Source organism: Bradyrhizobium sp. 62 (genome assembly GCF_023073035.1).
Classification (GTDB): Bacteria; Pseudomonadota; Alphaproteobacteria; order Rhizobiales; family Xanthobacteraceae; genus Bradyrhizobium.
Genome location: NZ_JADPIT010000032.1, coordinates 492,304 through 514,699 on the forward strand (window position 1 = coordinate 492,304; position 22,396 = coordinate 514,699).

Below are 22,396 nucleotides of genomic sequence, written 5' to 3' on the forward strand. Positions count from 1 at the left end.
AGGGCAAGCCTCCCATTGGTATGGCATTTTCAAGCCGTTCGCGGGGCGCGACAAGCTCACAGACCCGAGCCGATTTAGGAACTGGACAAGGCATGCTCGAAAAGCACAGCGAGAGTGAGGTTCATGTCGACAAGGTCGAGCAGGGGCCTGCGTCCTCGATCGCCTTCGGGCTGGAGCGCATCGGGCTGTTCGCCGTCCGGGCGCCCATCGTCTCCTGCATCGTCCTGCTCGTCCTGATCGTCGGCGCCGTGTTCGGCATCCACCGGATCAAGATCGACGATTCGCTGTCGCAGCTGTTCCGGTCCAACACGCCGGAATTCCGCCAGTACGAAGCGGTGACCAAGAAGTTCCCGGCCGAGGAATTCGACGTTCTTGTCGTAGTCGAGGGCAAGACCCTGCTGGCGCGGAACAACCTCGAGAAGCTGCGCGACTTCGTCACCGACATGCAACTGGTCGAGGGTACGCGCGGACTGGTCTCGCTGTTCTCCGCGCGCCAGGCGCCGGCGCCGGGCAAGCTTCCCGCCGCGCTGTTCCCGCCCGAGCTGCCCGAGGGCGCGGCCTATGACAAGTTCATCGAGGGCGTCAAAGCCAACGAGATCATCCGCGGCAAGCTGTTGTCCGAGGACGGCACGCTGGCGCTGATCGTGCTATCGCTCGATCCGGAGGTGGTCGCCTCCACTAAGCTGACCAAGACCGTCGCCGACATCCGCGCGCTGATGAAGGAAGACCTCGGCGACACCGGGCTCAACGTGCAGCTTTCCGGCGTGCCAGTGATGCAGCTCGAGATCCGCAACGCGGTCGAGCGCGACGGGCTCACCTACAACATCCTCGGCATTCTCGCCGGCTGTGTCATCGCCATCATCTTCTTCCGCAAGATCTCGTTCATGGTGGCGGCCGCGTTCCCGCCGATGATCGCGATCCTGCTGGCGCTCGGCGCGCTCGGCTGGGCCAATTTCAATCTCAACATGTTCCTGAACGTGATGACGCCGCTCATCATGGTCATCAGCTTCTCGGACTCGATGCAGCTCACCTTCGCCGCGCGCGACCGGCTGATCGCAGGCCAGGACAAGTTCACCGCATTCAAGAACGCGGTGCTGGTGGTGGGACCGGCCTGCGTGCTGACGCACGGCACCGCCGGCATTTCCTTTATCGCGCTCCAGTTCTCCGACTCCGATCTGATCCGCAAGTTCGGCGAGGCGGGTCTCGCCGCCACCATCATCGCGCTGGTCGCGGTGTTGTCGCTGGTGCCGGTGTTCGGCGTGCTGTTGGTGCGCAACGAGAAGGTCTTTGCGACCAAGTTCCAGACTGCGGATGCCGGCGTGCAGGCGCTGCGTAATTTCTGCTACTGGATCGCGGTGCGCATGGTGGGCCGCCCCGGCCTGTTCAGCCTGATCGCGGTGGTGTTCGTGGCGGGCCTGGGCGTCATCTACGCCAATCTGGAGCCGCGCTACCGGCTCGCCGACCAGGTGCCGGACAAGCGCCAGGCGGTCGCCGCCAGCGACCGGCTCGACGCCAAGCTCACCGGCGCCAACCCGGTCAACGTTCTGATCCAGTTCCCCAAGGGTGAATCGCTCTATTCGCCGGAGACGCTGCAGACCATCGCCGACGTGCACGCGACGGTGGAGAAGGCAGCCGGTGTCGGCAATGTCTGGTCGGTCGAGACCCTGCGCCGCTGGCTCGCGGACAAGGCCGGCAGCGCCGACGTCGCGACCCTGAAGGAATATGTCAGCGTCATTCCGGAGCATCTGGTGCGCCGGTTCATCGATGCCGAGCAGGACGCCGTCGTGGTCGCAGGTCGCGTGCCGGACAAGGATTCCAGCCAGCTCCTGCCGATCGTCGACAAGCTCGATTCCGAGCTCGACGCCGTCCGCAAGAAACATCCCGGCTATGAAGTGGCGGTCACGGGTCTTGCCGCGATTGCCGCGCGCAACTCGGCCGGCATGATCGAGAAGCTCAACCGCGGGCTCACCGTCGAATTCGCGCTGGTCGCGATTTTCATCGGCTTGGCCTTCCGGTCCTGGGTGGTGATGTTCGCCTGCATCCTGCCGGGCATCTTCCCCGTCGTGATGTCGGGAACGGTGCTGTGGGCGATGGGTGAGGGACTGCAATTCGCCAGTGTCGTGGCTCTGACCGTTTCGTTTGGCCTCGGCTTGAGCGCCACCATCCACTTCCTCAACCGCCTCAGGCTCGAGAGCAAGCCGGGCGTCGGCTCGGCGCTTGCGGTGGAGCGCGCGACCGTGCTGGTCGGCCCGGCATTGATCCTGACCACGCTGGTGCTCGCCTGCGGTCTCGTCGTCACGGTGTTCTCCGACCTGCCGTCGCTACGGCTGTTCGGCTGGCTCAGCGCCTTCTCGATGGTGATGGCGCTCGTCGCCGACCTTTTCATCCTGCGGCCGACGGCGATGTGGCTGATCAATTTGCACGCCAAGCTTCGGGGCACCGACAAGCCGGCGATCTGAGCGGCTTCATTCATCAGACATGAAATCGGCGCGGTCCGGACGATCGCGCCGCGTCTCCGAAAAACAACAAAGCCCCGGTTCGCGAGAACCGGGGCTTGCTGCTTTCGAAGCGGTAAGAGCTGTCAGCCCTTTGTCATCGTGATGTTGACGCCGCGAATCTCGCCCTTGGATGAGATCTGCACCGTTTGCTTGGTGCCATTGGTGCGCAGCGACAGATTGGCGGCAAAGCCGTTGGCCTCGACGAACACCTCGATCTGGCCGCCACCGGCGGTGCCCTGGAGATTGCCGAAGATGTTGCGGTTGGTCTCGCTCCAATTGCCGGAGATCCGCTCGCCCTGGCTGGTCACGTCGCTGGTGAGGTCGAACTTGTAGCTGTCGGACGCGCAGTGCAGCGCCTGCTTGAGGCTGAGACCGGTGCCGGCGACCTTGTAGTCGGCCTTGCAGCGGATGCGCTCGGTGGAGCCGTCGGACAGCGACACCGTACCCGTGCCGGTCCACGCGCCCTCGAAACCTGCAAACGGTCCGGACGACTGAGCCTGACTTGTCGAAACCGAGAAGAGCAGCACAGCGCCGATGCCGGCCGCCTTGATTGCCAGTTCAGATCGCCCAAAGAATTTCATCTTCAAAATATCCCGTTTTGGAACGACGTCCGCTTGTCACCAAGCACGTCTCGCCACATCGAAGGTTTAGTGTTCCGAGCCTGTGTCAGGTTCAATGGCCGGCCGCCCACATGTCGGCATCGCGAAGCGCACTTTCCATAGTTGGTGTCGGATTCTCTGCGTTTCGGCATGTTTCTGGCGCCCAAGGCGGGATGGAGAGATGCAGCTCTGCAACAGGTGCGCAGCAAAACGCGGCGCACGTGGATTATGACGTAGTATCAGTCTCTTACATTTGCCAGAGAAGGCGCAGGGAAGACCTGATTTGGTGGACGTGGCGCCAATTTGGCCGCATTTGCCAGTGCTTGTGCCTTCTCCGAGGCCGCTACTCCCGCGGCGACTTGCCATCAGAACAATCCGTTCCGGTCGTCGCCCAGTGCTGCCCGGGATAGGTGCGATTCTGCCGTCAGAATGAAGGAATACAATGCGTAAGCTTCTCGTCGCTCTCACCTTGCTGTCGGCCTCCCTCTCGACTGCAGCGTTCGCCCAGCAAGGGCGCGGCACCGACGCCGAGCAGAAGGCCTGCTCGCGCGATGTGCAGAAGCTCTGCCGTCCGGTCATCGACCAGGGCGATTTCACCATCCTGGCCTGCCTCAAGGAGAACCGGGCCAAGATCTCTCAGGCCTGCGACCAGGTCCTGAAGAACCATAACCAGTAAGCTCGGCCACTGGCCCACAAAAAGGCGGCCTTTTGGGCCGCCTTTTCGGACCTGATCCGCGAAGGGCAGCCATCGAGAGACAGGATTGGTTTTGCGGCCGTATTCCCCTATATGGGGGCCGCGGCGGCATCGCCGGCACGGGCTAGCGCGAGCGAAAAAGCCCTTACCTGTCCAAACGATTGTAGACCAGCCCTCGATGACCTCTGCGAGCGAATTGCGATCCGGCAAGGGTGAGCGCGACGAGAATTTTCCCGTCGCGTCCTGGATCATTCATCCGCGTCATCGCGCGCTGATCCTGGCGTATTACAATTTCGTCCGCACCGCCGACGACATCGCCGACCACGCCACGCTGCCGCCGGATAAGAAGCTCGCTTATCTCGACCTGCTCGAGGCGGAATTGCTCGGCACGGGCGACACCCAGGCCGAGGCCGTCAGATTGCGGCACGCACTGGCCGAACGTGGCATGGCGCCGCGCCACGCGCTCGACGTGCTCATCGCGTTCCGTATGGACGTGACCAAGTTGCGCTACGAGAATTGGGACGAGGTCATCCATTATTGCCGCTACTCGGCGATGCCGGTCGGCCGCTTCATGCTCGACGTCCATGGTGAGAGCACCTCGACCTGGGCTGCGTCGGATGCGCTCTGTGCAGCGCTGCAGATCAACAACCACCTTCAGGATTGCGGCAAGGATTTCCGCGAGCTCAACCGCGTCTATCTGCCGCGCGACGCGTTGGCCGCGAGTGGCGCCTCGGTCGAGCAGCTCGGACTGGCGCAGTCCCCGCCGGCGATGCTGGCCTGCCTTCAGGCTCTCGCCGTGCGCAACGAAGCGCTGCTGGACGAGGGCAGGTCGCTCAGCGCGGAAATCAGGGATTTCCGCCTCGGCGTCGAGGTCTCGGTGATCCAGGCCTATGCCGACCGCATCGTGCGCCTGTTGAAGGTGCGCGATCCCTTGCGCGAACGCGTGCACCTGAACAAGCTCGAGCTCCTCACCTTCAGCCTCGCCGGCATGATCGGCGAAGTCGGCCGCCGCGCGGTCGGACGCAAGGCCATTTCCAGACCGGGGACTGCACATGACGCTTGAGGCGACCTCGCCCAGCGCCAATTATGGCTCGACCGCATCCGGCAGTTCGTTCTACGCCGCGATGCGCATCTTGCCGCACGACCAGCGCGAAGCGATGTTCCAGATCTACAGCTTCTGCCGGCAGGTCGACGACATCGCCGATTCCGACGGTCCGCGCGACGAGCGGCTCGCCGCGCTTCAGGCGTGGCGCAACGACATCGATGCGCTCTACCAGGGCAATCCGCCGCCGCGGCTGAAGGACTACGTCGCCTCGGTGAAGACCTTCGGCCTCAAGCGCGAGGATTTCCTCGCGATCGTCGACGGCATGGAGATGGACGTGCCGCAGGACATCCGCGCGCCCGACATGGCGACGCTGGATCTCTATTGCGATCGCGTCGCGAGCGCCGTGGGGCGGTTGTCGGTCCGGGTCTTCGGCCTGCCGGAAGAAGACGGCATCGAGCTCGCCCATCATCTCGGCCGCGCGCTCCAGCTCACCAACATCCTGCGCGACATCGACGAGGACGCGGGCCTCGGCCGGCTCTATCTGCCGCGCGAAGCGCTGCTGCATGCCGGCATCACCTCCAACGATCCGGACCGCGTGATCGTCGAGCGCGCGCTGCCGAAGGTCTGCCTGCCGCTGGCGCAGCGCGCAAAGGTGTATTTCGAGAAGTCGGACGAGATCATGAACCGCAACCGCCGCCGCGCGGTGCGCGCGCCGCGGATGATGTCGAAATACTATCATGCCATTCTGGATCTCCTGATCGCGCGCGGGTTCAACGCGCCGCGCGAGCCGGTGCGTGTGTCGAAGGTCACACGCATCGCCATCCTGCTCCGTTACGCTCTCATCTGATGCAAAAAACAGCTCACATCATCGGTGCTGGAATCTCCGGCCTTTCCGCCGCCGTGCGGCTTGCCAATGCCGGCTTCAAGGTCGCCGTGCACGAGGCGACGCAGCAGGCCGGCGGCCGTTGCCGTTCCTATTTCGACGGCGCCACCAATCTCACCATCGACAACGGCAACCATCTGCTGCTGTCCGGCAACAGTCATGCGCGCGCCTATGCGCGCTCGATCGGCACCGAGGCGGGCCTCGTCGGTCCGGAGCGCGCGCAGTTTCCCTTCGTCGATCTCAAGACCGGGCAGCGCTGGCAGATCGACCTCGGCGACGGCCGGCTCCCGACCTGGGTGCTCGACGAGAGCCGCCGCGTCCCCGACACTGGGCTGACCGATTATCTGAAGCTGGCGCCGCTGATCTGGGCATCGGAAGAGACGCTGGTCGGCAAGTCAATTCCGTGCGAAGGCGTCCTCTATCAGCGCCTGGTGCAGCCGCTGCTGCTCGCGGCGCTCAACGTCGATCCCCCCGAAGGCTCGGCGGGGCTCGCCGGCGCGATCGTGCGCGAGACGCTGCTCGCCGGCGGTCAGGCCTGCCGTCCCCTGATCGCGCGCGACGGGCTCAGCGCGGTACTGATCGAGCCTGCCGTGACGTTCCTGCAGGAGCGCGGGCACAGCGTTCAGCTCGGCCATGAGCTGCGCTCGGTTGCGACCCATGACGGCAAAGTCGGCGCGCTGAATTTCGGCGGCGAGGATGTGATCCAGATCGGCGCGGGCGATGTCGTCGTGATGGCGGTGCCGCCGCGCGCTGCCTCCAACCTGCTGCCGGGCCTGAAGACGCCGACCGAATTCCGCGCCATCGTGAATGCGCATTTCCGCGTCGAGCCGCCGGCGGGATCGGCTCCGATCCTCGGTGTGATTGGCGGCGTCGTGGAATGGCTGTTTGCGTTCCCGAACCGGCTGTCCGTCACTATCAGCAACGGCGACCGTCTGGTCGACATGCCGCGCGAGGAACTCGCGCAGGCGATCTGGAACGACGTCTGCAAGGCGGGCGGTGTTTCCGGCGAGCTGCCCCCCTGGCAGATCGTGCGCGAGCGCCGCGCCACATTTGCGGCGACGCCGGCGCAGAATGCCCTGCGTCCAGGGCCGGTCACTGCGCTGAAAAACCTGTTTCTTGCAGGCGATTGGACTGCTACGGGATTGCCTGCAACCATCGAGGGATCGGTCCGATCCGGTGATCGCGCCGCCGATCTGGTTCTGGCCGCCAAGGGATAGTGACAGGCGGCCCTGACGGGCATTTGTCCCGGTCAATTTCGGCCCATTCAATCGACTATCGGAGCAATCGAGCGAGATGGATTCCGTGAACGCGACCAGCCGCGAAGCCCAAGAATTCAGGAACTTGGAATCGAGCATTGCGTCGGCCACCGAAGGCGTCCTCGGCTTCCAGCAACCCGACGGCCATTGGGTGTTCGAGCTCGAGGCCGATGGCACGATTCCGGCCGAATACGTCCTGCTGCGCCATTATCTCGCCGAGCCGGTCGATTCCGTGCTCGAAGCCAAGATCGCCAATTATCTTCGCCGCGTGCAGGGCGCCCATGGCGGCTGGTCGCTGGTGCATGACGGCGAGTTCGACATGAGCGCCAGCGTCAAGGCGTATTTCGCGCTGAAAATGATCGGGGATTCCATCGACGCGCCGCACATGGTGCGTGCGCGCGAGGCGATCCATTCCCGCGGCGGCGCCATTCACAGCAATGTCTTCACGCGCTTCATGCTTGCGATGTTTGGCGTCGTGACCTGGCGCGCGGTACCGGTGCTGCCGATCGAGATCGTGCTGCTGCCGTTCTGGTCGCCGTTCCACATCAACAAGATCTCCTACTGGGCGCGCACCACCATGGTGCCGCTGATGGTGCTCGCAGCGCTGAAGCCGCGCGCGAAGAATCCGAAGGGCGTCGGCATCGACGAGCTGTTCCTGCAGGATCCGCGCTCGATCGGCATGACCGCCAAGGCGCCGCACCAGAGCATGGCCTGGTTCGTGCTGTTCCGCGCGCTCGACAGCATTTTGCGCGTGGTCGAGCCGATGTTTCCCAAGAGCCTGCGCAAGCGCGCGATCGATGCCGCGCTCGCCTTCACCGAGGAGCGGCTGAACGGCGAGGACGGCATGGGCGCGATCTATCCGCCGATGGCCAACATCGTCATGATGTACGACGCGCTCGGCAAGGACGAGAACTTCCCGCCGCGCGCGATCACGCGCCGGGGTATCGACAAGCTGCTCGTGATCAAGGACGACGAAGCCTATTGCCAGCCCTGCGTCTCGCCGGTGTGGGACACGACGCTGACCGCCCACGCGCTGCTCGAAGCCGGCGGTGACAAGGCGGTGCCGGCGGCCAAGCAGGGTCTCGACTGGCTGATCCCGAAGCAGGAGCTCGAGGTGAAGGGCGACTGGGCGGTGAAGCGGCCCGACGTGCGCCCGGGCGGCTGGGCCTTCCAGTACAACAATGCCCATTATCCCGATCTCGACGACACTGCGGTGGTCGTGATGTCGATGGACCGGATGCGCCGGGAGCACGGTGCGACCGGCTATGACGCCGCGATCGACCGTGCCCGGGAGTGGATCGAAGGCATGCAGAGCGACGACGGCGGCTGGGCTGCCTTCGACGTCAACAATCTCGAATATTATTTGAACAACATCCCGTTCTCGGACCATGGCGCGCTGCTCGATCCGCCGACCGAGGACGTCACCGCGCGCTGCATCTCGATGCTGGCCCAGCTCGGCGAGACCGCGAAGACCAGCAAGCACGTCGCGGACGGGATCGCCTACCTCCGCAAGACCCAGCACCCCGAAGGGTCCTGGTACGGCCGCTGGGGCATGAACTTCATCTACGGAACCTGGTCGGTGCTGTGCGCCCTCAACATGGCCGGCGTCCGCCACGACGATCCGATGATGCGCAAGGCGGCCGGCTGGCTGGCCTCGATCCAGAACCAGGACGGCGGCTGGGGCGAGGATGCCGTCAGCTACCGGCTGGACTACCGGGGCTGGGAGGCCGCCCCCTCGACCGCCTCGCAAACGGCATGGGCCTTGCTTGCCCTCATGGCTGCTGGCGAGGTTGATCACCCGGCCGTCGCCCGCGGGGTGGAGTACCTGATTGCAACACAGAACGAAAAAGGACTGTGGGACGAACAGCGGTACACCGCCACAGGCTTTCCCCGTGTATTCTATCTACGATACCATGGTTATCCGAAGTTCTTCCCGCTGTGGGCATTGGCGCGGTATCGGAACTTGCGGAACACCAACAGCAGGGTGGTAGGGGTCGGAATGTGACTTTGGGGACGGGGGACTATCTTACCGCGGGTCAAACCGTTGATCCGCGGCCGATATTGATCGTGACTGGACTGGTTCAGGAGGCCCGAATCGCGGCCGGGCCCGGCATGGCGGTCATTTGCTCATCGAGCAGCCCGACCCAGTTGCGGGCGCTGTTGACGGTGCTGGATCCCGAGACGATTCGCGGTGTGATCTCCTTTGGCGTGGCCGGCGGGCTCGACCCGACGCTGCGCTCCGGCGACGTCGTGCTGGCGACCGAGGTGCTCGCGGGCGATACCCGCTGGGCCGCTGGCCTCTCGCTCGGCGACGACCTGATCGACCGCCTGACGTCCGGACGCCGCCGCGTGGTGCGCGGCAGCCTCGCCGGTGCCGAGGAAGTGGTCACGGGGCGGTCCTGCAAGGCGGCGCTGCATTCGGAGACGGGAGCGGCCGCCGTCGACATGGAAAGCCACATCGCGGCCGCCTACGCCGCCGAGGCCGGCTTGCCGTTCGCCGCGGTCCGCGTCATCAGCGATCCCGCCCATCGCGCGCTGCCGGCGCTCGCCCGCGCCGCGATCAAGCCGAACGGCCAGATCGACGTGCTGGCCGTGCTGCGCGGCATCGCGCGCAACCCGACCGCGCTGCATGGACTGGTCTCGACCGGCCTCGACTTCAACCGCGCGCTGCGCTCACTTCGCGGCTGCCGCGACTTCCTGATCGGCACCGAGCTGGTCGAGAGCGAGGCCCTGGTCTCAGAGGCAGCCTGAGCCGGTTCTGCGATCATTAAAAACCAAAAGGCCCGGTCGCCATTGGCGATCGGGCCTTTTCTGTTTCAGTGTGCGTCACTCGGATGGAGCGGAGCGCAATCCGACGACTTCAACGCGGAGGACCGTCCCGGATTTCGCTTGCGCTCCATCCGGGCTACAGGGCATCGCGCTTACGCGGCGGTCGAAGCCTTCCGTGCCGCCTTCTCCTGCGCGGCGGCGGCCTCGTCCTTGCGGATCTCCGACAGGCGCTTCTGCACTTCCGCCGAGAAGATGTACTGCGCCGGGCGCTGCTTGCTCATGTCGATCTCGGGGGCCATAGGGCCCGTGGTCCTGACGCCGCGCAGCGACACCCACATCGCCTTCAGCGGGTTGTTGATGGCTGCGGTCGCCGCCGTCGGCTCGTAGCCGCAATGGGCCATGCAGTCGGCGCACTTCTCGTACTTGCCGGTGCCGTAGGTTTCCCAATCGGTGGTGTCCATCAGCTCCTTGAAGGTCTTCGCATAGCCTTCACCGAGCAGATAGCAGGGCTTCTGCCAGCCGAAGATGTTGCGCGCGGGCATGCCCCAGGGCGTGCACTCGTATTCCTGGTTGCCGGCGAGGAAGTCCAGGAACAGGCCGGAATGCATGAAATTCCACTTCTTGCCCTTGCCCATCGCGAAGACGTCGCGGAACAGCTTCTTGGTCTTGGTGCGGTTGAGGAAGTGCTCCTGGTCGGGCGCGCGCTCATAGGCGTAGCCGGGCGACATCGAGACGCCGACACCGAGCTCGACGGTGAGGTCGAGGAATTTCGCGATCTCCTCGGCCGGATGGCCGTCGAAGATGGTGGCGTTGACGTTGACGGTGAAGCCGCGGGCCTTGGCCGCCTTGATCGCGGAGACGGCGCGGTCGAACACGCCCTTCTGCGACACGGCCTTGTCGTGGTGCTCCTTCAGGCCGTCGAGATGCACGGAGAAGAACAGATAGGGCGAAGGCTCGAACAGATCGAGCTTCTTCTCGAGCAACAGCGCGTTGGTGCAGAGCGAGACGAACTTCTTGCGCGCGACGAGGCCGCGCACGATCTCGCCGATCTCCTTGTGGATCAGCGGCTCGCCGCCGGGAATGGCGACCATCGGCGCGCCGCACTCGTCGGCCGCGTCCCAGCACTCCTGTGCGGTCATGCGGCGGTTGAGGATCGCGTCCGGATAGTCGATCTTGCCGCAGCCGACGCAGGCGAGGTTGCAGCGAAACAGCGGTTCCAGCATCAGCACGAGCGGATAGCGCTTGCGGCCAAGCAGCTTCTGCTTGATCAAATAGCCGCCGATACGCATTTCCTTGAAGAAGGGGATAGCCATTACAAGTTTCTTTCTGGGCTTGAAATTCGGGTGGGTCAGCTCGCAGCCAGTTGGGCCGGAAGCCGGAATTCGATGTTTTCCTCGCGGCCCGGAAGCACCGAGACCTTGACCGGTCCGATCCGCCGCATCGCTTCGATCACGTCATCCACGAGTACCTCGGGCGCCGAAGCGCCGGCCGTGACGCCGACGATGCTGGCATCTTTCAACCACTCCGGATTGAGCGCGCTGCCGTCGGCAATCAGATAACTCGCGACACCGGCCTCAGTGCCGATTTCGCGGAGCCGGTTCGAATTCGAGCTATTGGCAGCGCCCACCACCAAGATCACGTCGACCAGCTTGCTCAAGTCCCTTACCGCAGATTGGCGGTTCTGTGTCGCATAGCAGATATCCCGGATATCCGGGCCTTGAATATCTGTAAAGCGGGCTTGCAGGGCCGAAATGATGTCTTTTGTGTCATCCACCGACAGGGTGGTCTGGGTGATATAGGCCACTGGCGTATCCGCCGGCAGCTCAAGGGCCTTAACCTCTTCAACGCTTTGGACCAGCAGTACGGGGGCGGGAACCTGGCCCATCGTACCCTCGACCTCGGGGTGGCCGGCATGGCCGATCAGGATCAGGGTGCGGCCCCTGGCGATGTAGCGCTTCCCCTGATTGTGAACTTTCGTGACTAGGGGGCAGGTGGCATTGAGCACCGGAAGGTCGCGCGCAGCGGCCTCTTCCTCGACGCTCCGGGCGACGCCATGGGCGCTGAAGACCGTCACGGCCTTGGGTGGCACCTCCGACAGCTCCTCGACGAAGATCGCACCTTTGTTTTTCAGGCTCTCGACGACGTACTTGTTGTGCACGATCTCATGGCGCACGTAGACGGGCGGGCCGTACTTCTCCAGCGCCCGTTCCACGATCTCGATCGCACGCACCACTCCCGCGCAAAAGCCGCGCGGTTGCGCCAGATAAACTTCCATTGGACGCCCATCACGCAAGTTGCACCAATCCGCTCTCAAGTTCAGGGGACACCCCGATACGAACCAATGAGTTGCAATATCCGCACCATCGGTTCGCGCACGCGGTAACCGCCCACCCCTGCCGGGGCCCCAGTGCATGGAGGCGCAGTACTTTGTGTCAAAAAATCGGCAGTAAGGAAAGGTGGAATGAACTTTGGTTCCGTGCCGGATCAGTTTCGCGGTATTATAGTAGAGAATGCCCGTGGCAGCAAAGTGGCGACATTTGTGCGCATGCTTCGTCACTTTCCCGCCTCAACTCCTCGGCTATACCGACGGCCCGCATGATTTTGCCATGGTCTTCCGCCGTTTACCTCGAACCTTCTGACGGCGATAACCACTCAAAACAGCAATAGGTTTCGGCCGGGAACTCCGTTAAACAGCGGGCGTTTCCGGCAAGCTGTTAACCGCAGAAAGAAAAGTAGTGCTGCAAAGCGTCGTCGTTGCCATCGTCAGGGCCTGCACCCGGTTTGCCTCCCTCGTCGTCGTTCTCGGGCTCCTGCTGGCGGTGGGGGCGGGCTATTACACGTCCCAACATTTCGCCATCAACACCGACATCAACTCGCTGATTGCCCAAAATCTGGACTGGCGCCAACGCGACCAGCAGTTCGATCGCGCCTTCGACCGCGATGCGACGATTACGGCGGTGGTCGAAGCCAAGACGCCGGAGATGGCGACCGCGGCGTCGGACGCGCTGTATGCCAAGCTGAAGGACAACAAGACCGAATTCCAGTCGATGCAGCAGCTCGGCACCGGCGAGTTCTTCGAAAAGAATGGTCTGTTGTTCCTGCCGACAGAGGAAGTCGCCAAGGTCACCGGCCAGTTCGAATCCGCCGCGCCGCTGATCGAGATCATGGCGGGCGATCCCTCGATCCGTGGCCTGACCGGCGCGCTGGAAACAGGACTTGCCGGCGTCAAGCGCGGGCAGGTCAAGCTCGACAACACCGAACGGCCCTTCAACCAGATCGCGCAAACGGTCGAGACCGTGCTCAACAAGGGCAATGCGACCTTCTCCTGGCGCCAGCTCGTCAGTGACGAGCCGCTGACGGATTCGGACAAGCGCGCCTTCATCGAGTTCAAGCCGATCCTCGACTACAACGCGCTGGAGCCCGGCAAGGGCGCCACCGACGCGATCCGCAAGGCCGCAGCCGATCTGGATTTTGCCACCAAATACCAGGCGCGGGTCCGGCTGACTGGACCAGTCCCGATCGCCAACGAGGAATATGCAACCGTCCAGGAAGGCGCCGTCGTCAACGGCATCGGCACGGTTCTCGTCGTGCTGCTCATCCTGTGGCTGGCGCTGCATTCGGCGAAGATCATCTTCGCGGTGTTCGTCAATCTCTTCGTAGGTCTTGCGCTGACAACCGCCGCCGGCCTGATGATGGTGGGCTCGCTCAATTTGCTGTCGATCGCGTTCGCCGTGCTGTTCGTCGGCCTCGGCGTCGATTTCGGCATTCAGTACAGCGTCCGCTATCGCTCCGAGCGCTACAAGCACAACGATCTCTCGGGGGCGCTGATCCTCGCTGCCAAGCGCTCGGCTATTCCGTTATCGCTGGCGGCAATGGCGACCGCGGCCGGCTTCCTCTGCTTCATCCCCACCGACTACAAGGGAATCGCCGAACTCGGCCAGATCGCCGGCGTCGGCATGCTGGTCGCGTTCCTCACCAGCATCACCGTGCTCCCGGCGATGCTGAAGCTGTTGAACCCGCCCGGTGAGAAAGAGCCGGTCGGCTATGCCTTCCTGGCGCCGCTCGATCACTTCCTGGAGAAGCACCGCGTGCTGGTCGTCGGTGGCACGATGTTTCTGGCGGTCGCCGGCCTGCCGCTGCTCTATTTCATGAAGTTCGACTTCAACCCGATGAATCTGCGCAACCCGAAGGCAGAGTCGATCGCGACCTTCCTCGATTTGCGCAAGGATCCCAACACCGGCGCCAATGCCATCAACGTGATGACCACGTCGGAAGAGCAGGCAAGACAGGTGGAGGCAAAGCTGGAGAAGGTGCCGGAGGTGTTGCGCGTGATGTCGCTCAACAGCTTCGTTCCTGAAGACCAGCCGCCGAAGCTGAAGCTGCTCGCGCAGGGCGCCAAGGTGCTGAACCCAGCGCTCAATCCCGACCAGATCGACGCCGCGCCGTCAGACAAGGAAAACGTCGATGCGCTGAAATCCTCGGTCGACAATCTGCGCCGGACCGCAGGCGATGCGAAGGGCCCGGGAGCGGTCGCCTCGCGTCGGCTTGCGGACGCGCTGGAAAAGCTCGCCAATGGCGACGAGGCCACGCGGAACAAGGCGCAGGACGTGTTCGTCGCGCCGATGAAGATTGTGTTCGACCAGCTCCGGAACGCGATGCAGGCCGAGCCGGTCACCCTGAAGTCATTGCCGGCAGATCTCGTCAGCGCCTGGAAGAGCAAGGACGGCATCATCCGCGTCGAGGCGCTGCCGAAGGGCGATCCCAACGACAACGACACGCTGCGCAAATTTGCGGCGGCGGTACTCGTTGCCGAGCCGACCGCGATCGGCGGTCCGGTCTCGATCCTGAAATCCGGCGACACCGTGGTGAAGGCGTTCATCCATGCCGGAATCTATGCGCTGCTGGTGATCGGCCTGTTGCTGTGGGTCACGCTGCGCCGGTTCGTCGACGTGCTGATGACGCTGGTGCCGCTGCTGGTGGCCGGCGCGGTGACGCTCGAGATCTGCGTGCTGATCGGCTTGCCGCTCAACTTCGCCAATATCGTCGCGTTCCCGCTGCTGCTCGGCGTCGGCGTGGCCTTCAAGATCTACTATGTCGTGGCCTGGCGCTCGGGCAGGACAAACCTGCTCCAGACCAGCCTGACGCGCGCGATCTTTTTCAGCGCGCTGACAACGGCGACCGCGTTCGGCAGCCTTTGGCTGTCGAGCCATCCCGGCACGTCCAGCATGGGCAAGCTGCTCGCGCTGTCGCTGGTGACGACGCTTGCCGCCGTGCTGCTGTTTCAGCCCGCCCTAATGGGCAAACCCCGCAATCTCAGGGAGTAGGCAGATGTCGCCGACCTGGTCGGCGGCGCCCTTCTGACCGGGTTTGGCAGTGCCGGTGGCCTTCGGGGCTGCGGGCGCAGCCTGCGCCGCTGTAGCGCCGGTCGTTGCCGGGGCTTTCGGCGCCGCGCCGGTGGGCTTCGGCGCGCCCTTGGCCATGGCGTTGGCGGGGCTCAAGGGAATCGGGGGACTGACCCGGGTCCAGGTCTCGCCACCGCACAGGAACCCCATCACGCAGCCCTTGATCTCGAGCTGGTCGGTGCCAACCGGCGTGATGGTCGCGCTGTAGAGCTGGCCGTCCTTGGCGTTGTAGACCTGACCTTCCCATTGATCGGCGCCGGGCTTCTTCTTCATGTCGATCAGGGTCGCCATGCCCAGCGTGGGCCGGGTCTTTTTCGACGCGTCCGGATTGTTCTCGTCGCGGCCGCCGGGCTGTTTTTCCCAGGAAACCGCGCCCCACATGCTGCCATTGCATTGGGCGACACGAATGTTGGCGACACCGTCGGCGACCCGCCAGTCGCCGGTCGGATCGGCCGCGAGCGCCGGGTTCAGGCAGGTGTAACCGCCAGCCAGTATTAGTCCGGTGTAAAGGGCTAAACGCATGATAGTTCCTTGGCAGTGCAACATGGTCTAAAGCTCTGCTTGCGAAGATGGTCCGAAAAAGGGCAAAAGGCCGCACAGACCGTTTTCAGCGACGTTCCGTTTTCAGTTGACGAGACGGCCCTCAACCGAAGTATGTAGCGGATGCACAGCCCAAATCCAGACATGTCTCAGCTGTTCGCGGACCGCCAGGCCCAGCGCAGCGCCCTGCATAATCGGCATCTGAACGAGCAGTTCGTTCGGGTCCTGAAGACCATCGGCTACGATGTCGGCTTCCAGAAGGGGCAGGGACAGTACCTCTACGACCGCGACGGGGCGCGCTATCTCGACCTCTTGTCCGGTTTTGGCGTGTTTGCGATCGGGCGCAATCATCCGGTCATGCGCGAGGCGCTCAAGAGCGTGCTCGATGCCGACCTGCCCAACCTCGTCCAGTTTGACGTCTCGGTGCTTGCCGGCGTGCTTGCCGAGCGGCTTTTGAAGTACGTCCCCTATCTCGACAAGGCGTTCTTCGCCAATTCCGGCGCCGAATGCGTCGAAGCGGCGATCAAGTTCGCCCGCGGCGCCACCGGCCGTCCGGGCATCGTTTATTGTGCCCACGGCTATCACGGCCTGACCTATGGCGCGCTGTCGCTGACGGGTGATTCGAACTTTCGCACCGGCTTCGAGCCGCTGCTGCCGGGCTGCACCTCGATCCCGTTCAACGATCTCGCCGCGCTCGAAAAGGCGCTGGCCTCGCGCGAGGTAGCCGCCTTCGTCGTCGAGCCGATCCAGGGCAAGGGCGTCAACATGCCCACCGACGAGTTCCTGCCGGGTGCGGCTGCGCTCTGCAAGAAATACGGCACGCTGTTCGTCGCCGACGAGATCCAGACCGGCATGGGCCGCACCGGCCGCTTCCTCGCGGTCGAGCACTGGAACGTCGAGCCCGACATGGTGCTGCTGTCGAAGTCGCTGTCCGGCGGCCATGTGCCGGTCGGCGCGGTGCTGACGCGCAAGAGCATCTTCGACAAGATCTTCAACCAGATGGACCGTGCAGTCGTGCACGGCTCGACTTTCTCCAAGAACGACCTGGCGATGGCCGCGGGCATCGCCACGCTCGATATCATGGAGTCCGAGAAGCTGATCGAGTCCGCCGCCAAGCGCGGTGCCGAGCTGCGCCTCGCGCTCACGCGCATGGTGCCCGGCTACGAGCTGTTGAAGGAAGTCCGCGGCAAGGGCCTGATGATCGGCGTCGAGTTCGGTCCGCCGAAATCGCTGCGGCTGCGGGCGTCCTGGAACGTGCTGGAGGCGGCCAACAAGGGCCTGTTCTGCCAGCTCATCACCGTGCCGCTGTTCAAGGACCACAAGATCCTCACGCAGGTTGCCGGCCACGGCAGCCACACCATCAAGCTTCTGCCGCCGCTCACCATCACCGAGGAAGATTGCGGCTGGATCGAGCGCGCCTTCGACGACGTCATCGCCGGCAGCCACAAGGTCCCCGGCGCGATCTGGTCGCTCGGCAAGACGCTGGTGGACAACGCGGTGAGGCGATCGGCGTAAGGCCTGTGCTGCGGCCTGATGTCGCGACGTGCGACCTGCTGAAGCAGTCCGTCTCCCGAAATTCCAAATCGACGCTTATTTTCCGGCATTGACCTGACCGGGAGAGGAGTGAGCGATGCCTTTGACTGGCGGCTGTCATTGCGGCGCGATCCGCTACGAAGTCAACGGCGACATGATGGTGCACGCGCTCTGCCATTGCGCGGATTGCCGCCGCCACTCCGGGGCACCGATGGTCGGCTGGGCGATGTATTCGCTCAAAGCCGTCAAAGTCGTGCGCGTCAGCCGAAGATCTATCAATCATCCGAACATGGACGACGTCACTTCTGTGCCGATTGCGGCACTGGGCTGTTCTACAGCAACGAAAACCTGATGCCCGATATCATCGATATCCAGAGCGGGACCTATGATGACCCCGATGCCGTTCCGGCGACGATGCACATTCAGGTCGCCGAGCGGATTGGCTGGATGAAGCGGGCTCACGAACTGCCCGTCTTCGAACGATTTCCTCCGCTCGAATGACTGGATGCGCAGAGGCTAACCCTTCATCGCCGCCTCGAACTTGTCGACGAATTCGGCAAGCTCGTCGGGGGCGAGATCGCTGACGGCCCAGAAGTTCAGGCCGCGATTGCCCCAGCGCCGGCAGTTGAAGCCCTGCATGGTTTCGGTCTTGGGCGCGCGGTATTCCGCGTTCGATGTCTGCGACACGAACAAATTCACCACGTGCTGCCGGCGCTTGTAGACGACCGCACCGATGGCGCGGGCGTCGATATAGTCGAGCCGCCCTCCCACCAGCGTAAACCCTTGTGCGGTGAGGTCGATCACGGGCGGGGCGACGTCGAGCTTGCCGTTGAACCACGGCTTCACCGTGTGCTGGTCGGTCGAGACCACGTCGATGAGGTGGCCGGCCTGGAGCGAGCGCAGATGCGCGGAGACGACCTCCGACAGGATGCGCTGCTGGTCGTCCTGGCGCAGCACCAATGCAACGACGCCGGAGGCGGCAAGCGCGGAGACTGCCGAGCCCATCGCAAAGCCGCGCAGCACGGAGCGGCGGCTCGGCTGTTGGCGCTGCGGCTGCGGCTGCGGCAGCGAAGCCTCGATACGCGCACGCAGGCTCGCCGGTGCGGTGTAGCGCAAATCGGCGTCCGCGAGCACGCGCTGCATGTCGCGTTGGGCCGAAAGCTCCGCAGCGCAGGCCGGGCAGCTCGCGATATGGGCTTCGACCTCGCGCGCATGGCCGGCATCGAGCTCGTTGTCGAGCAGCGCGTGAAGCAGGATTCTTGCTTCGTCGCAGGTCATCTTGCTTGCTCCTCATCCGCCGTCCAGGCCGCGCGCAGCATGGCGCGGGCGCGGGCGAGGCGGGACATCACGGTGCCGACGGGCGTGCCGACGGCCTCGGCGATTTCGCGATAGGACAGGTTGTTGATCTCGCGCAGCACGAATGTTTCCTTGAACGGCTCGGCGAGCGCGTCGATCAGCTTGCGGATCGCGCCCGCATCGCGGCTGCGCAGCACTTCGGTCTCGGGACTGGCCTCGGTCTCCTGCCAGATCGGCGTCTGCTCGGCAGCGCCGGGCGTATCGTCGATCGCGCTGTGCCTGTGCGCGCGCCGTGCATATTCGGCATTGCAGACGTTACGCAGGATCGCGAACAGCCAGGGCTTCATCGCCGGTCCGCGATAGCTGTCGAAATGCTTCAGCGCGCGCAGATAGCACTCCTGCACCGCGTCCTCGGCATCGGAGGCATCACGCAAGAGATAGCGCGCGAGGGTGTAGACGTCGTCGAGATAGGGCAGCGCCGCCTCGCGGAAGCGTTGCGCCTTCTGCAAATCGTCGTTGGCGGGCATCGCTCCTCGCTTTGCCTCTTGTTCTGATCGTTGCTTCGTCTCGTCGTTGCTCGTTTCGTCCCTGTTCGTTTCGTCCCTGTGTGTGACCGAAGGCACACGAGCCCGGCCGGCGTGGGACCACCGGCCGGGCAAGACGTTGATGCCTTGGTTCGAGACGTTACTCAACCTTGATCATCCCCGTCATGTGCGGGTGCAGAGAACAAAAATATTTGTAGTCGCCCGCATTGGTGAAGGTGAACGAGAACTTGTCGTCAGTGTCCAGGGTCTTGGATCTGAACTTCCCGGCCGACACAACGGTATGGGGGATGTCGTCCCGGTTAGTCCAGGTCACGGTGGTGCCGACCTTGATCTTGAGCTCGGCCGGCTGGAAGACGAAATTGTCGATATGCACCTCCATGTCGTCGGCACGGGCGGTTGTGGCGGGTACCAGCATGGCCGCGGCCCAAGCGAGACCGAAGGCGACACCGAAGTCGCGGCGATTGAGAGTCTTCATTGTCAGCTTCCGTTCGCCCTGCATCAACCCTGGAGCGGCGTGTCGATGATCGCGAGCCGCTGCTCGTTCTGCTTGAAGTTGATGCTGGCAACGCCGAGCATCGCGCGGAGCTTTGCGTCCTCGACCTTCATCGGTCCGGGCGAGGGGGCAGCTCCCGGCGCCGGCTGCGGAAAGGCGGTGGAGCGTGCGGTGTGGAAGGTGACGTTGCCTTCGACCTTCTGCATCACCTGGTGAATGTGGCCGTTCAGCACGGTGACCGAACCGAAGCCCTTCACCTGTTCCAGCGCGCGGGCGCCGTCCTCAGTGCCCCAGCCCCATTCGGGGTAGACGGTCCAGAGCGGGATGTGGGCGAACAGCACGATCGGCGTCGATTTCGACTTGCCGCGCAGATCGTCCTCGAGCCAGGCGAGCTGCTCGGCACCGAGATTGCCGAGGCCTCCGGCCTTGAGGTCGACGACATTGACGAGGCCGATGAAGTGCACGCCGCCGGCGTCGAACGAATACCAGCCTGCGCCCTTGGTACCGCGGCCGTAGCGCTCGCGATAGAACTTCACGTCCTCGTCGAGGAAGTCATGCTCGCCGGGCACGTAATGCACGTCGAGCTTGCTCTGCGAGATGATGCGATCGGCATTGTCGAACTCGGCGGCCTTGGAGAGATGCGTGATGTCGCCAGTGTGGATCATGAAGGACGGCTTGACCGGCATCGCGTTGATCTTGTTGATGGCTTCCTCCAGCGTGCCGAGCGCGTTGGGATTGGCCGGCTTGTCGAAGCCGACATGGCTATCGCTGATCTGGAGGAAGGTCATTCCGGGCGCGGCCGCGGTCGCAGCTTGCGCGGAATCGATGATGCCGAGCGAGCGCGGGACGCCACCGGTGATGGTCCAGAGCACCCCGGTGCCGGCCCAGGTCATGCATTCCAACACCTTGCGGCGGCTTAAGCCGTCCTCGCCGTGATCGTGTCCGCTCATCGCGCAGCTCCACTTCGCCCGGAATTGGGCTTCGGGGAGGTGATTGGGGGAGCGGGGGTGTTATTCCCGGACGCGATGACGTTTTCGTGAGGTGGTTGGACGCGTAGCCCGTATGGAGCGTAGCGAAATACCGGACCAATCGAGCGTCCTCTCCCGAGTTTCGTTATGCCCCAACGGAGCTACGCATTCACTTCGCATCTTCCAAAATCATCGTTGCGCCCTTCTCGGCGATCATCGCGGTCGGCGTGTTGGTGTTGCCCGACGTGATGGTCGGCATGATCGAGGCATCGACAATGCGAAGTCCGTCGAGACCGTAGAAGCGCAGGCGTTCGTCGACCACCGCCATCGGATCGCTCACCGCGCCCATCTTCGCGGTGCCGACGGGGTGGAAGATGGTGGTGCCGATGTCGCCGGCGGCCTTCGCGAGCGAGGCATCGTCGTCGCCGACGGCGGGGCCGGGCAGAAATTCGCTCGGGCGATATTTTGCGAGCGCCTTCTGCTGCATCAGGCGGCGGGTGGTGCGGATGGCGTCGGCGCCGACCTGACGGTCATCATCCGTCGAAAGATAATTCGGCGCGATGATCGGCTTCTCGTCCGGCGTCGCCGAACGCAGACGTACGGTGCCGCGCGAGGTCGGCTGGAGATTGCAGGCGCTCACCGTGATCGCGGGGAAGCGGTGCAGGGGATCGCCGAACTTGTCGAGCGACAGCGGTTGCACGTGAAACTGGATGTTGGCGCGCGCGCGCGTCGCATCGGAGCGGGTGAAGATGCCGAGCTGCGACGGCGCCATGGTCAGCGGCCCGCGGCGGCGGAAGGCGTAGTCGAGGCCCATCAGGCCGCGTCGAACCAGATTGTAATAGGTCTCGTTCAGGGTGCGCACGCCCTCGACCTTGTAGATCGCGCGCTGCTGGAGATGATCCTGCAGATTGCGGCCGACGCCGGGCTTATCCATCACGATGTCGATGCCGAGCGGTGACAGCCAGTCGGCAGGTCCGATGCCGGAGCGATGCAGCACCTGCACCGAGCCGATCGCGCCTGCCGAGAGGACCACCTCGCGTTTCGCACGCGCCTCGAAGATCTCGCCATTCTGGATGAGGCGTACGCCGACGGCGCGGCCCTGTTCGATGATCAGACGGTCGACCAGCACATGCTTTTCGAGCCGCAGGTTCGGGCGGTTCAATACCGGCTTGAGGAAGCCGCGCGCCGATGACCAGCGCCGGCCGCGCTTCTGATTGACGTGGAAATAGCTCGTGCCTTCGTTGTCGCCGGTATTGAAATCCGGGATGCGCTTGATGCCCATCTCCTCGGCCGCGTCGCCCACGGCATCAAGCACGTCCCAGGACAGCCGCGGCGCTTCGATGCGCCAGCCGCCGCCGGCGCCGTGATGCTCACTCGCGCCGAGGAAGTGATCCTCGAGCCGCTTGAACAGTGGCAGCACGTCGTCATAGCCCCAGCCGGTCATGCCGAGCTGGCGCCAGTGATCGTAATCGGCGGCCTGTCCACGCATCGAGATCATGGCGTTGATCGCCGAAGAGCCGCCGATCACCTTGCCACGGGGATAGGCGAGCGAGCGGCCGTTCAGCCCGGGCTCGGCCTCGGTGTTGAACATCCAGTCCGAGCGCGGATTGCCGATAGCGAAGAGATAGCCGACGGGAATGTGGAACCAGATCCAGTTGTCGTCGCCACCGGCTTCGAGGACGAGGACGCGATTGCTGGAATCGGCAGACAGCCGGTTGGCAAGGATGCAGCCCGCCGTGCCGGCACCAACGACAATGTAGTCAAACTCACCTTCGAGCCGCCTTGGCATTCTGCTTCCATCCAACAGGCGTCATGCCCGGGCTTGTCCGGGGCATCTACGCGCTTTCCGTTCTAATAGTCAGACGTGGATGGCCG

The 22,396-nt window shown here is 64.0% G+C and carries 20 protein-coding genes; 11 read left to right on the forward strand and 9 right to left on the reverse strand.

The window, feature by feature from the left end; all coding sequences use genetic code 11:
• Window positions 1-92 precede the first annotated feature (92 nt).
• A complete protein-coding gene (locus IVB47_RS31675; protein ID WP_247467390.1) occupies window positions 93-2,459 on the forward strand; it encodes an MMPL family transporter in 2,367 nt (788 codons plus the stop codon).
• 122 nt (window positions 2,460-2,581) lie between these two features.
• Here the strand turns inward: IVB47_RS31675 and IVB47_RS31680 are convergent, their stop codons facing one another.
• Window positions 2,582-3,079, reverse strand: coding sequence for a hypothetical protein (locus IVB47_RS31680; protein ID WP_027516853.1), 498 nt, complete (start codon window positions 3,077-3,079; stop codon window positions 2,582-2,584).
• A 460-nt stretch (window positions 3,080-3,539) separates the two neighbouring features.
• Between IVB47_RS31680 and IVB47_RS31685 the strand changes: the two genes are divergently transcribed.
• From IVB47_RS31685 to IVB47_RS31710, 6 genes are all read left to right on the forward strand, one after another.
• On the forward strand, window positions 3,540-3,773 hold the full coding sequence (locus tag IVB47_RS31685; RefSeq protein WP_007593627.1) for a hypothetical protein: 234 nt from the start codon (window positions 3,540-3,542) through the stop codon (window positions 3,771-3,773).
• Between the two features lie 196 nt (window positions 3,774-3,969).
• On the forward strand, window positions 3,970-4,854 hold the full coding sequence (hpnC, locus tag IVB47_RS31690; protein WP_247359920.1) for a squalene synthase HpnC: 885 nt from the start codon (window positions 3,970-3,972) through the stop codon (window positions 4,852-4,854).
• Window positions 4,844-5,683, forward strand: coding sequence for a presqualene diphosphate synthase HpnD (hpnD, locus tag IVB47_RS31695; RefSeq protein ID WP_247359919.1), 840 nt, complete (start codon window positions 4,844-4,846; stop codon window positions 5,681-5,683). The genes hpnC and hpnD overlap by 11 nt, the downstream gene beginning before the upstream one ends.
• Window positions 5,683-6,936 (forward strand): hydroxysqualene dehydroxylase HpnE, encoded by a 1,254-nt coding sequence (gene hpnE / locus IVB47_RS31700; RefSeq protein ID WP_247467394.1) that lies wholly within the window; start codon window positions 5,683-5,685, stop codon window positions 6,934-6,936. The genes hpnD and hpnE overlap by 1 nt, the downstream gene beginning before the upstream one ends.
• 76 nt (window positions 6,937-7,012) lie before the next feature.
• Window positions 7,013-8,980 (forward strand): squalene--hopene cyclase, encoded by a 1,968-nt coding sequence (shc, locus tag IVB47_RS31705; protein WP_027569011.1) that lies wholly within the window; start codon window positions 7,013-7,015, stop codon window positions 8,978-8,980.
• The gene (locus IVB47_RS31710; protein ID WP_247359916.1) at window positions 8,977-9,726 is read left to right on the forward strand and encodes a phosphorylase; all 750 of its coding nucleotides are present in this window, start codon (window positions 8,977-8,979) and stop codon (window positions 9,724-9,726) included. Before shc ends, IVB47_RS31710 begins: the two co-directional genes overlap by 4 nt.
• Before the next feature lie 170 nt (window positions 9,727-9,896).
• Here the strand turns inward: IVB47_RS31710 and hpnH are convergent, their stop codons facing one another.
• Both hpnH and ispH read right to left on the reverse strand, forming a co-directional pair.
• On the reverse strand, window positions 9,897-11,057 hold the full coding sequence (hpnH, locus tag IVB47_RS31715; protein ID WP_027569013.1) for an adenosyl-hopene transferase HpnH: 1,161 nt from the start codon (window positions 11,055-11,057) through the stop codon (window positions 9,897-9,899).
• A gap of 35 nt (window positions 11,058-11,092) precedes the next feature.
• Window positions 11,093-12,019, reverse strand: coding sequence for a 4-hydroxy-3-methylbut-2-enyl diphosphate reductase (gene ispH / locus IVB47_RS31720; protein WP_247467398.1), 927 nt, complete (start codon window positions 12,017-12,019; stop codon window positions 11,093-11,095).
• Window positions 12,020-12,479: 460 nt separating this feature from the next.
• Between ispH and IVB47_RS31725 the strand changes: the two genes are divergently transcribed.
• Window positions 12,480-15,068: an MMPL family transporter gene (locus IVB47_RS31725; RefSeq protein ID WP_027569015.1), complete on the forward strand. Its 2,589-nt coding sequence runs from the start codon at window positions 12,480-12,482 to the stop codon at window positions 15,066-15,068.
• Here the strand turns inward: IVB47_RS31725 and IVB47_RS31730 are convergent.
• Window positions 15,036-15,668, reverse strand: a complete 633-nt coding sequence (locus IVB47_RS31730) for a DUF2147 domain-containing protein (RefSeq protein ID WP_247426047.1) — start codon at window positions 15,666-15,668, stop codon at window positions 15,036-15,038. The two genes, IVB47_RS31725 and IVB47_RS31730, sit on opposite strands and share 33 nt — an antisense overlap.
• A gap of 141 nt (window positions 15,669-15,809) precedes the next feature.
• Between IVB47_RS31730 and hpnO the strand changes: the two genes are divergently transcribed.
• The 3 genes from hpnO (at window position 15,810) to IVB47_RS35615 (ending at window position 17,720) form a co-directional block, all read left to right on the forward strand.
• On the forward strand, window positions 15,810-17,201 hold the full coding sequence (gene hpnO, locus IVB47_RS31735) for an aminobacteriohopanetriol synthase HpnO (protein WP_026233264.1): 1,392 nt from the start codon (window positions 15,810-15,812) through the stop codon (window positions 17,199-17,201).
• 115 nt (window positions 17,202-17,316) lie between these two features.
• Window positions 17,317-17,571: a hypothetical protein gene (locus IVB47_RS35610; RefSeq protein ID WP_245287875.1), complete on the forward strand. Its 255-nt coding sequence runs from the start codon at window positions 17,317-17,319 to the stop codon at window positions 17,569-17,571.
• Complete coding sequence (locus tag IVB47_RS35615; protein WP_346730827.1) at window positions 17,547-17,720, forward strand: hypothetical protein; 174 nt, start codon at window positions 17,547-17,549, stop codon at window positions 17,718-17,720. The genes IVB47_RS35610 and IVB47_RS35615 overlap by 25 nt, the downstream gene beginning before the upstream one ends.
• A gap of 15 nt (window positions 17,721-17,735) precedes the next feature.
• On the opposite strand, the gene IVB47_RS31750 is transcribed toward IVB47_RS35615, so the two are convergent.
• The 5 genes from IVB47_RS31750 to IVB47_RS31770 all read right to left on the reverse strand — a co-directional run bounded on the left by IVB47_RS31750 (window position 17,736) and on the right by IVB47_RS31770 (window position 22,310).
• On the reverse strand, window positions 17,736-18,497 hold the full coding sequence (locus IVB47_RS31750) for an anti-sigma factor (RefSeq protein ID WP_027569017.1): 762 nt from the start codon (window positions 18,495-18,497) through the stop codon (window positions 17,736-17,738).
• A complete protein-coding gene (locus IVB47_RS31755; RefSeq protein ID WP_247467401.1) occupies window positions 18,494-19,042 on the reverse strand; it encodes a sigma-70 family RNA polymerase sigma factor in 549 nt (182 codons plus the stop codon). The genes IVB47_RS31750 and IVB47_RS31755 overlap by 4 nt, the downstream gene beginning before the upstream one ends.
• A 157-nt stretch (window positions 19,043-19,199) precedes the next feature.
• Entirely contained in the window at window positions 19,200-19,535 is a 336-nt protein-coding gene (locus IVB47_RS31760) for a cupredoxin family copper-binding protein (protein WP_027569019.1), read from the reverse strand.
• Between the two features lie 23 nt (window positions 19,536-19,558).
• Window positions 19,559-20,503 carry a metallophosphoesterase gene (locus tag IVB47_RS31765; protein WP_027569020.1) on the reverse strand — a complete coding sequence of 315 codons (945 nt, stop codon included), beginning with the start codon at window positions 20,501-20,503 and terminating at the stop codon, window positions 19,559-19,561.
• A 187-nt stretch (window positions 20,504-20,690) separates the two neighbouring features.
• Window positions 20,691-22,310, reverse strand: a complete 1,620-nt coding sequence (locus IVB47_RS31770; RefSeq protein ID WP_247467404.1) for a GMC family oxidoreductase N-terminal domain-containing protein — start codon at window positions 22,308-22,310, stop codon at window positions 20,691-20,693.
• Window positions 22,311-22,396 lie beyond the last annotated feature (86 nt).